The sequence below is a fragment of the Georhizobium profundi genome (assembly GCF_003952725.1).
Lineage (GTDB): Bacteria > Pseudomonadota > Alphaproteobacteria > Rhizobiales > Rhizobiaceae > Georhizobium > Georhizobium profundi.
Window position 1 is genome coordinate 1,972,493 of sequence record NZ_CP032509.1, and the last position, 14,519, is coordinate 1,987,011.

A 14,519-nucleotide genomic window follows, 5' to 3' on the forward strand; every position below is an offset into this window, starting at 1 on the left:
CCCGGCTCCGCCCATTCGAGGCGCTAGAGCGTTTCCAGGCAAAGTGGATACCGGTTCACCGCCTGGAAGCGCGTCAAATCAAAAACTTGGAGTCATTGAGCGATTCGAAGAAAAGCGAAATCGCCCCAGGGTTCAGCTTGCGGCCTTGGCGGCGCGCAGCTCGTCGATCTTGGCGCAGAGGTTCTTCAGCACGAAGTATTCTTCGGTGGAAACCTGGCCGTCATTTACTTCCTGGGTCCACTTTTCAAGCGGGATCTTGATGCCGAATTCCTTGTCGATCGCAAAGACGATGTCGAGGAAGTCGAGGCTGTCGATGCCCAGATCGTCGATCGTGTGGCTTTCGGGCGTGATCTTGTCGCGGTCGATTTCGCTGGTTTCCGCGATGATGTCGGCGACTTTGTCGAAGGTGGCGGACACGAAGAATTCCTCATCTGATGCCGTTTTGCGGAGGAGCTATAGGCAAAAGCCGACGGATTGCCAATGGCCGCCGGGGCCTTTCGCGGACAGCGACAGGATCGCCGTGCTGCATGTTTACGTGCACATGCGAACTGGCGTATCGCTTGCTTCAAGCGACGATGAAGACGTGTCAGCCGGAAGGACAGCTCCCATGACGATCAAGACTTGGCCTGAAGCCGCCCGCCGCCTGATCGGCGTGGCCGCCGGTCGCGAACCTGCCGACACGGTGATCCGCAACGGCCGGTGGGTGAATGTCCATTCCGGCGAAATCATAGAGGCGACGGATATCGCGATCGCCGAGGGACGATTCGCCTATTGCGGTCCTGATGCCTCGGCGATGATCGGGCCCGACACGCGGGTGATCGATGCCAACGGGCGCTATCTCGTGCCGGGGCTTTGCGATGCGCACATGCACGTGGAATCGGGCATGCTGACGGTCGGTGAATTCGTGCGGGCCGTTCTGCCGCACGGCACGACCTCGATGTTCATCGATCCGCACGAGATCGCCAACGTTCTCGGTCTTGCCGGCGTGAAGCTGATGCATGACGAGGCGGTGCTCCAGCCGATCAACGTCTATGTCCAGATGCCGTCCTGCGCGCCGTCGGCGCCTGGGCTCGAAACCACGGGCTTCGAGATCACACCGGATGACGTGGCGCAAGCGATGGCCTGGCCGCAGATCATCGGGCTTGGCGAGATGATGAATTTTCCGGGCGTTGCCAATGCCGACCCGAAGATGCTGGGCGAGATCGCCGCAACGCAGAATGCCGGCAAGACGGTCGGCGGCCACTATGCCTCGCCCGATCTCGGTTCCGCCTTCCACGCTTATGTGGCCGGCGGCCCGGCCGACGATCACGAGGGGACGCGGGAAGAGGACGCGATCGCACGTGTTCGGCAGGGCATGCGCGCGATGCTTCGGCTCGGATCGGCCTGGTACGACGTGAAGAGCCAGATCACGGCCGTGACCGAAAAGGGCCTCGATGCCTCCAATTTCATCCTGTGCACCGACGACAGCCATTCCGGAACGCTGGTCAATGAAGGGCACATGAACCGGGTCGTTCGTCATGCCATCGAATGCGGTGCATCGCCGATGCTGGCGATCCAGATGGCGACGATCAACACCGCGCGCCATTTCGGTCTGGAGCGTGAACTCGGCTCGATCACGCCTGGCCGACGCGCCGACCTGATCCTCACCTCCGACCTTGAGACGCTGCCTGTGGAGCTGGTGCTGGCCCGCGGTGTCGTTGCGGCGGAACAAGGTGTCTGCACGGTCGAGCGCGTGGCGTTCGACTATCCGAAGACCGCACGCGATACGGTCAAGCTCGGCCGGGCGCTTGTGTCGGTCGATTTCGACATCCATGCGCCGAAGGGCGCGGATATCGTCACCGCCAATGTCATCGGCATGGTCGAGAACCAGGCGCCGACGCGGGCGCTTCAGGTGGAACTGCCGGTGCGCGATTGTCTCGTGCGCGGTGACCGCGACCGGGATGTCTGCCAGATCGCGCTTGTGGAGCGGCACCGGGCGACCGGCGGCGTCGTCAACGGCTTCGTTTCCGGTTTCGGCTACAAGGGCGCCTGCGCTGTCGCATCCACCGTCGCCCATGACAGCCACCACATGATCGTCGTCGGCACGTCGAAGGAGAACATGGCGGAAGCGGCCAACCGGCTGGCGGCAGTCGGCGGCGGCATCTGCGTCTTCAAGGACGGCAAGGAGATCGCGCTCGTCGAACTGCCGATCGCCGGCCTGATGTCGGACGAGCCGGCAGAGATCGTGGCCGAGAAAGCGCAGCGCATGGTCGATGCCATGGCCGAATGCGGCTGCACGCTGAACAATGCCTATATGCAGCATTCGCTGCTGGCGCTTGTCGTCATCCCCGAACTGCGCATTTCCGATCTGGGTCTGGTTGACGTGCGCAAGTTCGAGTTCGTGGAACTGTTCGCCTGAGCTTGTTCTTCATCACAGATGCATAAGCGGGGTTGCGATCCGCCGGTCTAAATCCATTTAGATGGTCGGATTTCAATGGATCGAAGACATGCCTGAAGCAGAAATCGGCCTCATCGGCCTTGGCGTGATGGGCAGCAATCTCGCGCTCAACATTGCTGAAAACGCCAGCACCATCGCAGTCGCCAACCGCACGACCGAAAAAGTCGATGCCTTCCATGCCGAAGCCGGAGCGCTCAAGGACCGGATCGTTCCTTGCCGCTCGCTGGAAGCTCTTGTCGGCGCAATCCGTGCGCCGCGGCCAATCATCATCATGACGAAGGCAGGGGCGGCGGTCGACGAGCAGATCGCGGCGCTGCGGCCTTTGCTTCAAGCCGGTGACATCATCATCGATGCCGGCAACGCCAACTTCCACGATACGGTGCGCCGGTCGAAGGAACTGGAAGATTCCGGCCTCACCTTCATCGGCATGGGCGTGTCCGGCGGTGAGGAGGGGGCCCGTCACGGTCCCTCGATCATGGTTGGTGGCACGGCAGAGGCCTATCAGCGCGTAGAGCCCATGCTGAAGGCGATCGCTGCCCGTTTCGAAGGCGAGCCTTGCGTCGCCCATCTCGGAGCCGACGGCGCCGGCCATTTCGTCAAGACGATCCACAATGGCATCGAATATGCCGACATGCAGATGATCGCCGAGATCTACGGCATCATGCGCGACGGTCTCGGCATGGCCCCGGCCGAGATGGCCGACATCTTCGCGCGATGGAACGAGGGACCGCTCAATTCCTACCTGATCGACGTGACGGCGAAGACACTCGCGGCCAAGGACGCGGAGACAGGCGGCGCGCTCGTCGATCAGATTCTCGACAGTGCGGGCCAGAAGGGCACGGGACGCTGGGCGGCGATCGAGGCGCAGATGATCGGCGTTGCCGCGACCACGATCGAATCAGCGGTGGCTGCGCGCATCCTGTCCGCCATGAAGGCGGAACGCGAAGCGGCCGAACAGGTCTTCGGTCCAATCGAGCTGCTCGATGCGTCGATCGACCGGGCGGGCATCATCGACCAGCTTGAGCAGGCTTTGCTTGCCGCGAAGATCGCGGCCTATGCGCAAGGCTTCGCGGTGATGGCTGGCGCATCCGCCGATCACGGCTGGGACCTGCCGCTCGCAACCATCGCTCGGATCTGGCGTGCGGGCTGCATCATCCGCTCGCAATTCCTCGACGAGATCGCAGCCACCTTCGAGGCCGAGAGCGGGACAGCCAACCTTCTCGTCACGCCGAGGTTCTCGGCGATGATGAGGGACTCTTCCGTCGGCCTGCGCAAGATCGTCGCTCTGTCGGCGACCTCCGGCATACCGACGCCGGCGCTTTCGGCAGCGCTCGCCTATTACGATACCTATCGGCAGGCGCGCGGCACCGCCAATCTCATCCAGGCGCAGCGCGATTTCTTCGGTGCGCATGGCTTCGAACGGCTCGACGGTTCTGGCCCGCACCACGGGCAATGGAACGCCTGACGGGCAGGCAGATCACACATACAGACTTCACTGAACGGAGCCTTTCAAGGGCTCCGTTTTCGTTTGCGGCAACACGGCGCGAAGAATTTTTTGATCGGATGATAAAAAAATTGACGCCTTAAATTTTTCCGCTCATTCTCACCGCAATAAGAAGACGCCGGATCGGCAGACCCACAAAAAATCGGCACGCATCGGGGTGGGACCGGGCGGATGACCGAGGGCGCGACCGGCTGAACCCGAGGTGGAACAATGACGATTTCCGTGCCAGCCGCACGGGACGTGAAGCCTGGCCGGCTCGCGCCCGAGGAGTACTCGACGAATTTCTCCGACCTGCATCCGCCGCTCGATCGCCACGAGGCGTTCGTAGAGGCCGATCGTTGCTATTTCTGCTACGATGCGCCGTGCATGAACGCGTGTCCGACCTCGATCGACATTCCGCTGTTCATCCGCCAGATCGCCGCCGACAATCCTACGGGCGCGGCCAAGACCATCCTCAAATCCAACATCATGGGTGGCATGTGCGCCCGCGTCTGTCCGACTGAGACGCTGTGCGAAGAGGTCTGCGTGCGCGAAGTGGCGGAAGGCAAGCCGGTCAAGATCGGTCAGTTGCAGCGCTACGCGACGGACCATCTGATGGAGACCGCATCAACGCATCCCTTCACGCGCGCCGAGCCGACCGGCAAGCGCGTTGCGGTCGTCGGCGCCGGTCCGGCCGGTCTGTCCTGCGCTCACCGTCTTGCCGCGCTCGGCCATGAAGTGACGGTTTTCGATGCCCGCGAAAAGGCCGGCGGCCTCAACGAATACGGGATCGCTGCCTATAAGTCGGTTGACGGCTTCGCTCAGGCGGAACTGGACTTTATCCTTGGCCTCGGCGGCATCGAGATCAAGGCTTCGACGGCGCTTGGCCGCGACATCGCTCTTTCGGATCTGACGGCCGATTTCGATGCCGTCTTCCTCGGAATGGGCTTGCCGGGCGTGAACGATCTGGGCCTCGAAGGCGAGGATGCCGAAGGCTGCATCGATGCGGTCGACTACATCGCAAAGCTCCGCCAAACCGACGATCTTGCCTCGCTGCCGGTCGGCCGCCGCGTCGTCGTCATCGGCGGCGGCATGACGGCGATCGACGTCGCGACGCAGGTCAAGCTGCTCGGCGCGGAAGACGTGACGATCTGCTACCGCCGCGGCCAGGAGGCAATGAATGCGTCCGAGTACGAGCAGGAAGTCGCCAAGACCGCCGGTGTTACGATCCGTCACTGGCTGAAGCCGAAGTCGCTCCTGCGCGGCGAGGGCGGCGCGATCGTCGGCATCGAACTGGAATACACCGCGCAGCCGAACGGTCAGCTCATCGGTACCGGCGAGACGATGATCCTGCCGGCCGACCAGGTCTTCAAAGCAATCGGCCAGACCTTCGATGCCGGTCCGCTCGCCGGCACCGACATCCGGCTCGAAAAGGGCCGCATCCTAACCGACGAGAAGCGGCGTACATCGCTTGCCAAGGTCTGGGCCGGTGGCGACTGCATCTTCGGCGGCGAGGACCTGACGGTCGTCTCCGTCGAAGACGGCAAGATCGCCGCCATGGACATCCACGCCGCCTTGATGGGCGGCAGCTGATGCCTGCCGGTCGCGACGGCCGGAGGCCAGGTTCAGCGGATCAGCGCTGTGAACGACTCCGGGCTCATCCCGCACTGACGAATGATGGCGGCGAGCGTGCCTCGCTTCAGCGACGTCGACCCATGGACCGGAACCGTCACAATTCGCACTGGCGGTCCTTCATGCCGCAGGATGTGGTGGCTGCCCGAAACGCGGATCACGACGAAGCCGGCGCGCTCAAGCGCTCTGACGACATCGCGCCCGCTCAACGCGGGGATGCGGTCGGCCATCATTCAGGCAGCGACAGTCAAGTGCTCAACTTCGGTTGGAACGTCTGCGGGGATGGGCCAGCCTTCCTCGCGGTACACGGCAAGCATGGCCTCGATGGCTTCACGGGCGTTGGCCAAAGCCTCTTCGCGCGTTTCGCCCTCCGTCACCACCTCGGGAAGCGCCGGCACAAGCACCGTGAAACCGCCTTCCGGCTGAGGGTTCAGATTGATCGTGAAACTCCGTCCCTGCTCGGTCACAGAAATCTCCTCGGCTCGCATGCGGTGCGACGCCAGCCTAGCAAAGAACATCGTCCTGCTCAAATGAGAGGGAGTGCCCATCATGGCTGATCTTTCCACCAATTTTCTCGGCATCAAGTCGCCCAATCCGTTCTGGCTGGCTTCGGCGCCGCCGACCGACAAGGCCTACAATGTCGAGCGCGCCTTCGAAGCCGGGTGGGGCGGGGTCGTCTGGAAGACGCTCGGCTCGGAAGGGCCTCCGGTCGTCAACGTCAACGGGCCGCGCTATGGCGCGATCTGGGGTCCGGACCGGCGCCTGCTCGGTCTGAACAATATCGAGCTCATCACCGACCGCGACCTTGAGACGAACCTGCGCGAGATCGCCGAGGTCAAGCGGCGCTGGCCGGACCGCGCGATGATCGCCTCGATCATGGTTCCCTGCGAGGAAGCCGAGTGGAAGGCGATCCTGCCGCGTGTCGAAGATACGGGCGCCGACGGGATCGAGCTCAATTTTGGTTGCCCGCACGGCATGAGCGAGCGCGGCATGGGTGCGGCCGTCGGCCAGGTGCCGGAATACATCCAGATGGTCGCCGAGTGGTGCAAGATGTATTCGCGCCTGCCGGTCATCGTGAAGCTGACGCCGAACATCACGGATATCCGCTATCCGGCCCGTGCGGCAAAGCGCGGTGGTGCGGATGCAGTCTCGCTGATCAACACGATCTCGTCGATCACGTCGGTCAATCTCGACACCTTCTCGCCGGAACCATCGATCGACGGCAAGGGATCGCATGGCGGCTATTGCGGCCCGGCGGTAAAGCCGATCGCGCTCAACATGGTGGCGGAAATCGCGCGGGATGGCGAAACGCGCGGGCTGCCCATCTCGGGCATCGGTGGCGTCACCACCTGGCGCGATGCGGCCGAATTCATCGCGCTCGGCTGCGGCACCGTGCAGGTCTGCACGGCGGCCATGACCTACGGCTTCAAGATCGTGCAGGAAATGATCGACGGGCTTTCCGACTGGATGGACGAGAAGGGCTACCGCACGATCTCGGACTTCCAGGGCATGGCAGTGCCGAACGTCACCGACTGGCAGTATCTCAACCTCAACTATGTGACCAAGGCGCGCATCGACCAGGATCTCTGCATCAAGTGTGGCCGCTGCCACATCGCCTGCGAGGACACGTCGCACCAGGCGATCACTTCGATGGTCGATGGCGTTCGCCATTTCGAGGTGATGGACGACGAGTGCGTCGGCTGCAATCTCTGCGTCAATGTCTGCCCGGTGGAAGACTGCATTACGATGGAGCAACTCGTTGCCGGCGCCGACCCGCGGACCGGTCGTCCGATCGACCCGAATTACGCCAACTGGACGCAGCACCCGAACAACCCGATGGCCGTCAAGGAAGCTGCCGAGTAAGCGGACGCGTCGTTCTCCTTCAAAAAGACTTTCGAGCCCCGGTGTGACCGCCGGGGCTCTTTTCATTTTGCCACACGCACAGCTGCTAACGATCTGGCATCGCTTCACGAAGCCGGGTAGGGATCAGCCATGCGCACAGATGTCCAGCAGGCCTCGATCTCCGACAGTCCGGTTCGGCCGGCCACCACCAGCTACGCCATTGGGCAGGAGAAGCTGTTTGGACATCTCGCAATGGTCGGCTTCGCGCTGATCGTCGCGATATCGTTCTCGCTCGGCTCGCGGGCGGCGCCGCACATCGGGCCGGTGGCTCTCAATGCCATCCGGTTCGCCATCGGCGTCGCCATCATGGCGGTGGCGGCGGCACTCCTTCTGCGGGGAACGCCGCACCGGCTCTTGTCCGTGCCGCGGGCGCCATGGCGCTACCTGGTGCTGGGCGCCCTGATGGCGATCTATTTCGTCACCATGTTCATCTCGCTCGGCCTGACGAGCCCCGTTTCGAGCGGCGCCGTCTTCACGCTCATCCCCTTCATGAGCGCCGGCTTCGGCTTCCTGCTGCTCGGCCAGAAGGCAAGTCCAGTCGTGCTCATCAGCCTGCTGGTCGCCGGCGCCGGTGCCGTCTGGGTCATCTTTGGCGGAAGCCTCGACGCGCTGCTCGGTTTCCAGATCGGCACGGGAGAGGCGATCTTCTTCATCGGCTGCGTCGCACACGCGATCTACGCGCCGCTCGTCAAGAAGTTCAATCGGGGCGAGCCCATCGTCTACTTCACGTTCTGGACGCTCTTTGGCACGGCGCTCTGCATTATCATCTACGGCGCCGGCGAGATCGCGCGCACCGACTGGGCGAATTTGCCGGGCATCGTGTGGCTGACGGTCGTCTATCTCGCGATCTTCGCGACGGGGGTGAGTTTCTTCCTTCTGCAATACGCGTCGATGCGTCTGCCCGTCTCGAAGGTGTTCGGCTATTCCTACCTGATTCCAAGCATCATCATCGTGCTGGAAGGCTTGTCCGGGGCAGGGTGGACGACTTTGAGCGTGCTTGCCGGCGCACTCGTGACCGTGCTTGGCCTCGTGGTGCTCGTTGTCGCGGCCGATTAGACTTTTTCGTCGTCGAAGAAGATGAGATCGACGCCTGCATCGGCAAAATTGGCCAGATCTGCAGCCGTTGCCTGTCCCTGCGGAGACTGCAGTCCCTCGTTGATCGCCGAGAGCGAATCGAACGACAGCATCGCGATCAGGTAGTAGGGCGCTTGCCCTTCGGGCGTCGCGATCGACGAGGTGCTGATCTCGTAATTCGTCAGCCCTGGAATGGTCTTCGCGAGCGGAATATGCGTGTCCCGATAATACGCATCGAATTTCTCGGTATTTGCAGGCTGCTTGTAGAGCGCGATGAGCTTGGCCATGGTCGGATCCTCCCTGGGGTGCGCACGCACTCTTGCAGCGGTCGGCAGCCAGAACAATGGCGACCTTGGTGCGGGTCCCGTCTTCAGGCTCTCGGGCGAATGCCGTTCAGGAGAATCGTCAGCACCGCCTGCGCGGTTTGCTCATGGTGGCCCGGCTGGTCGACCTGATGGCCGAGCACGGCGCGGATCTGGACGTCGAAGTCCGCGTAGTGTTGCGTCATTGCCCAGATGCTGAAAATCAGATGATAGGGATCCACGGGCGCAAGCCGACCTTCGCTGGTCCAGCGGGAAAGAACGGCGGCCTTTTCGCGCACCAGCTTCTTCAAATGGGTTTCAAGAAAATGCCCGATGCGCGGTGCGCCGTGCAGGATCTCGTTGGCGAAGAGCCGTGACGCCTCGGGCTTGCGGGCCGACATTTCGAGCTTCAGCGTTATGTAGCGGCGCAGTTCTTCGATCGGATCGCCATCGGGATCGATCGCCTCGAAGGGATCAAGCCACTCCTCGAGCGTCTTTTCCAGCACGGTGACGTAGATGTCGTCCTTGCGCGGAAAATAATAGAGGAGGTTCGGCTTCGACATGCCGGCCTTTTCCGCGATCTGGTCGATCGTCGATCCGCGAAAGCCGTAGGTGGAGAAAATGTCGAGCGCCGCATCGATGATCAGGCCGCGGTTGATCGCCTGGATGCGCGTGCGCTTTTCAGCCGGCTGCTGGTCTTCCGACAGCCGCGACTTGCGCGATTTCGGCTTCGCACGAACGTCCATTGCCACTCCCCCGAGCCGTCCGAAAGGCTGTCGACCAGCGCCGATCTCTGGCCGGATATCACGCCCCGGGCGCATGCCGAGACACGCGTCTGTGGCTCAAGCGGCGGCTTGCAGAAATCGGGCTTGACCGGCCTATGCTGCTCTTCTAGCGTACATTTTGACCAATCAGTCAAGTTTTTGAAGGTCTTCGCAAAGAAAGACCTCCGCTTGCGCGGGACGGGCGGATTGGCCAGGGGATCAACATTTCAAGGCATGGCGGCAGGCGCACAGCCGCGTCCATGCGGGAGGCATGCCGCTCATGGCCAGCGCACCTGTGAGAACCAACAATCTTGAAGCCTTCTGGATGCCGTTTACGGCGAATCGGCAGTTCAAGCAGGCGCCGCGCATGTTCGTGTCGGCCGACCGGATGCATTACACCACATCCGATGGCCGCCAGGTGCTCGATGGTACGGCTGGTCTCTGGTGCTGCAATGCCGGTCACAACCGCCCGAAGATCGTGGAGGCCATCCGCCAGCAGGCGGGTGAGCTCGATTATGCGCCCGCGTTTCAGATGGGCCACCCAAAGGCGTTCGAGCTTGCCTCGCGCCTGACTCAGATCACGCCGGAAGGCTTCGACCACGTCTTCTTCACCAATTCGGGCTCGGAGTCGGTCGATACCGCGCTGAAGATCGCGATTGCCTATCAACGCGCCAAGGGCCAAGGCTCACGCTTCCGCCTGATCGGGCGCGAGCGCGGCTATCACGGCGTCAATTTCGGCGGCATTTCCGTCGGCGGCATCGTTACCAATCGCAAGATGTTCGGAACGCTGCTCACGGGCGTCGATCACATGCGCCACACGCATGATCTCGACCGCAACGCTTATACGGTCGGCGAGCCGGAGCATGGCGCGGAACTGGCCGACGACCTGCTGCGGATCGCGACCCTGCATGATCCCTCGACCATCGCTGCCGTCATCGTCGAGCCGGTGGCCGGTTCCACCGGCGTGCTTGTCCCGCCGAAGGGATACCTGAAAAAGCTGCGAGAAATCTGCGACCAGCACGGCATTCTTCTGATCTTCGATGAAGTCATCACCGGGTACGGCCGGCTCGGCACACCGTTCGCCGCCGACTATTTCGGCGTGACGCCAGACATCATGGTGACGGCGAAGGGGCTGACCAACGGGGTCATTCCGATGGGCGCGGTGTTCGTGAAGAAGGACATCTACGATGCCTTCATGACCGGGCCGGAGCACCTGATCGAATTCTTCCACGGCTATACCTATTCGGGCAATCCGATCGCGTCTGCCGCGGCACTCGGCACGCTCGACACCTATCAGGAAGAGGGGCTGCTCACGCGGGCTGCCGAACTCGCACCCTATTGGGCCGATGCGCTCCATTCGCTGAAAGGCCTGCCGCATGTCATCGACCTACGCTCGATCGGCCTGATCGGGGCCATCGAGCTGGAGCCGATCGCCGGGCTGCCGACGAAGCGCGCCTTCTCGGCGTTCCTCAAGGCCTATGATGCGGGCCTGCTCATCCGCACGACCGGTGACATTATCGCGCTGTCACCGCCGCTCATCATCGAGAAGAGCCAGATCGACTTCATCTTCGACACGCTGAAGGACATTCTGACGTCGCTGGACTGACGGCGCCCGCCGATATCGATCCGCTTTATCTTGCATACTGAAAGGACTGGCCATGGCACTTGCTGGAAACATGCGCGTCGACGGCGATCGCCTGTGGGACAGCCTGATGGACATGGCCAAGATCGGCCCTGGCCTGCGCGGCGGCAACAACCGCCAGACCCTGACCGACGAGGATGGCGAGGGACGGCACCTCTTCAAGCGCTGGTGCGACGAGGCAGGCCTCACCATGGGCGTGGACGAGATGGGCAACATGTTCCATCGCCGCGAAGGCACCGATCCGGACGCGCTTCCGGTCTATGTGGGCAGCCACCTCGACACGCAGCCGACCGGCGGCAAATATGATGGCGTGCTGGGCGTTCTCGGCGGGCTCGAAGTCATCCGCACGCTCAACGACCTCGACATCAAGACCAGGCATCCGATCGTCGTCACCAACTGGACGAACGAGGAGGGCACGCGCTTCGCCCCCGCGATGCTCGCCTCCGGTGTCTTTGCCGGAATCCACGAGCTTGACTGGGCACTCTCGCGCACAGACGCCAAGGGCTTGAAATTCGGCGACGAACTGGAGCGCATCGGCTGGAAGGGTGAAGAGCCGATCGGTCAGCGCAAGATGAAGGCGTTCTTCGAACTGCACATCGAGCAGGGCCCGATCCTCGAAAAGGAAGGCAAGGACATCGGCGTCGTCACCCATGGCCAGGGCCTCTGGTGGCTGCAGATCACGCTGTCGGGGAAAGACGCTCATACCGGCTCTACGCCGATGCCGATGCGGCGGAATGCCGGCCTCGGCATGGCGCGCATCACGGAGCTCGTGCACACCATCGCCATGGATCACCAGCCGAACGCCGTCGGTGCGATCGGTCACTGCGAGGTGTTTCCGAATTCCCGCAACGTCATCCCTGGAAAGGTCGTCTTCACCGTCGATTTCCGCTCGCCGGATCAGGCGACGCTCGATGCGATGAAGGCACGACTGGAGGCAGAGGCGCCGAAAATTGCGGCAGAGCTTGGCCTTGGCATCGACATCGAAGCGGTCGGCCATTTCGATCCCGTCACCTTCGACGCCGGTTGCGTTTCTGCCATCCGCGGCGCTGCTGAACGTCTCGGCTACAGCCACCGCGACATCGTATCGGGCGCCGGTCACGACGCCTGCTGGATCAACCGCGTTGCGCCAACCGCGATGGTCATGTGCCCCTGCGTCGACGGCCTCAGCCACAACGAAGACGAAGAGATTACAAAAGAATGGGCGAAAGCCGGCGCCGACGTGCTTTTCCATGCGGTCGTGGAGACTGCGGAGATCGTGGAGTAACGCGATGCACGGCCCCTCACCCGACCTGCGCTACGCTTCGGCCACCCTCTCCACCGAGGGGAGAGGCGGGGCTTCGCTTCCTGGGCGCCGTGAGGGTGCGACGATAACGGCCAGGCGACTTCGCTCCGATGAGACCGAGGCGGAATATCGGCGTTGGGGTGAGTTACGGAACCGGCAGCTGAACGGCCACAAATTCGTGCGGCAAATGCCAATCGGCCCGTATTTTGCAGACTTCGTTTGTCGCGCAAAACGACTTGTCGTCGAACTGGACGGTTTTCAACACGCTGGCTCCGCACACGACGTTCTGCGCACGAACTGGCTCAATGCTCAAGGATATTCTGTTCTGCGGTTCTGGAACCATGAGGTCCTCCAAGAACGACGAGCTATTCTTGAGACCATATTATCGGTGTTGGAGCGGCAAATCGTGGTGGCAAGTTCGGAGCTTCGTTTTTCACCGGCGGCTCAGCGCGCTGCCTCCTCTCCCCTTGGGGAGAGGTCGACGCGCAGCGGCGGGTGAGGGGGCGGCGCCGCAGATACGAAGAGATGTGAAGGGGAATAATCATGTCCACCAAAGTCATCAAGAACGGCACGGTCGTCACGGCCGATCTCACCTATGAAGCCGATGTGCTGATCGAGAACGGGGTGATTACGAAGATCGGGGCCAACCTTTCGGGGGACGAGGTGCTGGACGCGACGGGGTGCTATGTCATGCCGGGCGGCATCGACCCACACACGCATCTCGAAATGCCCTTCATGGGCACCTATTCGTCCGATGATTTCGAGACCGGCACCCGGGCGGCTCTGTCGGGCGGCACGACGATGGTCGTCGATTTCTGCCTGCCGGCGCCGGGGCAGTCGCTGCTCGAGGCGCTGCAGGCCTGGGACAACAAATCGACCAAGGCGATGTGCGACTACTCGTTCCACATGGCGGTCACCTGGTGGGGCGAGCAGGTCTTCAACGAGATGGAGACGGTCGTTCGCGAGAAGGGCATCAACACCTTCAAGCATTTCATGGCCTACAAGGGCGCTCTCATGGTCAATGACGATGAGATGTACGCCTCGTTCCAGCGCTGCGCCGAGCTCGGCGCACTGCCGCTCGTTCATGCCGAGAACGGCGATGTCGTCGCTTCGCTTCAGCAGAAATTGCTGGCGGAAGGCAATAACGGGCCGGAAGCCCATGCCTATTCCCGCCCGCCGCAGGTGGAAGGCGAGGCAGCCAACCGGGCGATCATGATCGCCGACATGGCCGGCGTTCCGCTCTACATCGTGCACGTCTCCTGCGAAGAGGCGCATGAGGCGATCCGTCGTGCGCGCCAGCTCGGCAAGCGTGTCTATGGCGAGCCGCTCGTCCAGCATCTCGTCCTGGATGAGACCGAGTATCAGCACCCGGATTGGGATCATGCGGCGCGGCGCGTCATGTCGCCGCCGTTTCGGTCCAAACAGCATCAGGACAGCCTGTGGGCTGGTCTTGCCGCCGGGTCTCTGCAGGTGGTCGCGACGGACCATTGCGCGTTCACGACCGAGCAGAAGCGTTATGGGGTCGGCGATTTCACCAAGATCCCGAATGGCACGGGAGGGCTTGAAGACCGGTTGCCGGTGCTTTGGACCAAGGGTGTCGCGACAGGCCGGTTGACGATGAACGAATTCGTGGCCGTCACCTCCACCAACATCGCCAAGATCATGAACATGTACCCCAAGAAGGGCGCGATCCTCGTCGGTGCTGATGCCGATATCCTCGTGCTCGACCCCAAGGCGAAGAAGACGATCGCTGCCGACACCCAGGCCTCTGCGATCGACTACAACGTGTTCGAGGGTGTCGAAGTCACCGGCCTGCCACGCTTCGTGCTGACGCGCGGCCATGTCGCGGTGCGCGACGGCAATTTCGAAGGACGCATGGGTCACGGGCGGTTCGTGGCACGCAAGCCCGACCAACCGGTCAACCGCGCGCTTTCCACCTGGAAGGAACTGACCGCTCCACGCAAGGTCGAACGCACCGGCATTCCGGCGAGCGGGGTCTGA

At 62.6% G+C, this 14,519-nt stretch carries 14 protein-coding genes; 9 read left to right on the forward strand and 5 right to left on the reverse strand.

Going from position 1 to position 14,519, the window contains the following annotated elements:
• Positions 1-132 precede the first annotated feature (132 nt).
• Positions 133-417 (reverse strand): acyl carrier protein, encoded by a 285-nt coding sequence (locus D5400_RS09180; RefSeq protein ID WP_126009739.1) that lies wholly within the window; start codon positions 415-417, stop codon positions 133-135.
• A 190-nt stretch (positions 418-607) separates the two neighbouring features.
• On the opposite strand from D5400_RS09180, the gene ade reads away from it, so the two are divergent.
• From ade to D5400_RS09195, 3 genes are all read left to right on the forward strand, one after another.
• The gene (gene ade / locus D5400_RS09185) at positions 608-2,398 is read left to right on the forward strand and encodes an adenine deaminase (protein WP_126009740.1); all 1,791 of its coding nucleotides are present in this window, start codon (positions 608-610) and stop codon (positions 2,396-2,398) included.
• Positions 2,399-2,486: 88 nt separating this feature from the next.
• Positions 2,487-3,902, forward strand: coding sequence for an NADP-dependent phosphogluconate dehydrogenase (gndA, locus tag D5400_RS09190; RefSeq protein ID WP_126009741.1), 1,416 nt, complete (start codon positions 2,487-2,489; stop codon positions 3,900-3,902).
• A gap of 249 nt (positions 3,903-4,151) precedes the next feature.
• A complete protein-coding gene (locus D5400_RS09195) occupies positions 4,152-5,513 on the forward strand; it encodes an NAD(P)-dependent oxidoreductase (RefSeq protein WP_126009742.1) in 1,362 nt (453 codons plus the stop codon).
• Between the two features lie 32 nt (positions 5,514-5,545).
• Here the strand turns inward: D5400_RS09195 and D5400_RS09200 are convergent, their stop codons facing one another.
• Positions 5,546-5,785, reverse strand: a complete 240-nt coding sequence (locus D5400_RS09200; protein ID WP_126009743.1) for a type II toxin-antitoxin system HicA family toxin — start codon at positions 5,783-5,785, stop codon at positions 5,546-5,548.
• Positions 5,786-6,019 carry a type II toxin-antitoxin system HicB family antitoxin gene (locus D5400_RS09205; RefSeq protein ID WP_245451493.1) on the reverse strand — a complete coding sequence of 78 codons (234 nt, stop codon included), beginning with the start codon at positions 6,017-6,019 and terminating at the stop codon, positions 5,786-5,788.
• 82 nt (positions 6,020-6,101) lie between these two features.
• Here D5400_RS09205 and preA point away from each other — a divergent pair, with 82 nt between their 5' ends.
• Positions 6,102-7,415, forward strand: coding sequence for an NAD-dependent dihydropyrimidine dehydrogenase subunit PreA (preA, locus tag D5400_RS09210; protein WP_126009744.1), 1,314 nt, complete (start codon positions 6,102-6,104; stop codon positions 7,413-7,415).
• A gap of 129 nt (positions 7,416-7,544) precedes the next feature.
• Positions 7,545-8,510, forward strand: coding sequence for a DMT family transporter (locus D5400_RS09215; protein ID WP_245451494.1), 966 nt, complete (start codon positions 7,545-7,547; stop codon positions 8,508-8,510).
• On the opposite strand, the gene D5400_RS09220 is transcribed toward D5400_RS09215, so the two are convergent.
• Positions 8,507-8,815 (reverse strand): EthD family reductase, encoded by a 309-nt coding sequence (locus D5400_RS09220; protein WP_126009745.1) that lies wholly within the window; start codon positions 8,813-8,815, stop codon positions 8,507-8,509. The two genes, D5400_RS09215 and D5400_RS09220, sit on opposite strands and share 4 nt — an antisense overlap.
• Positions 8,816-8,898: 83 nt before the next feature.
• Entirely contained in the window at positions 8,899-9,576 is a 678-nt protein-coding gene (locus D5400_RS09225; RefSeq protein WP_126009746.1) for a TetR family transcriptional regulator C-terminal domain-containing protein, read from the reverse strand.
• 298 nt (positions 9,577-9,874) lie between these two features.
• Here D5400_RS09225 and aptA point away from each other — a divergent pair, with 298 nt between their 5' ends.
• From aptA to hydA, 4 genes are read left to right on the forward strand one after another with little or no spacing between them, the layout of a single operon-like run.
• Positions 9,875-11,200, forward strand: coding sequence for an omega-aminotransferase AptA (gene aptA, locus D5400_RS09230; RefSeq protein WP_126009747.1), 1,326 nt, complete (start codon positions 9,875-9,877; stop codon positions 11,198-11,200).
• A 52-nt stretch (positions 11,201-11,252) separates the two neighbouring features.
• On the forward strand, positions 11,253-12,500 hold the full coding sequence (locus D5400_RS09235; RefSeq protein WP_126009748.1) for a Zn-dependent hydrolase: 1,248 nt from the start codon (positions 11,253-11,255) through the stop codon (positions 12,498-12,500).
• A gap of 4 nt (positions 12,501-12,504) precedes the next feature.
• A complete protein-coding gene (locus tag D5400_RS09240; RefSeq protein ID WP_245451495.1) occupies positions 12,505-13,017 on the forward strand; it encodes an endonuclease domain-containing protein in 513 nt (170 codons plus the stop codon).
• 44 nt (positions 13,018-13,061) lie between these two features.
• A complete protein-coding gene (gene hydA, locus D5400_RS09245) occupies positions 13,062-14,519 on the forward strand; it encodes a dihydropyrimidinase (RefSeq protein WP_126009750.1) in 1,458 nt (485 codons plus the stop codon).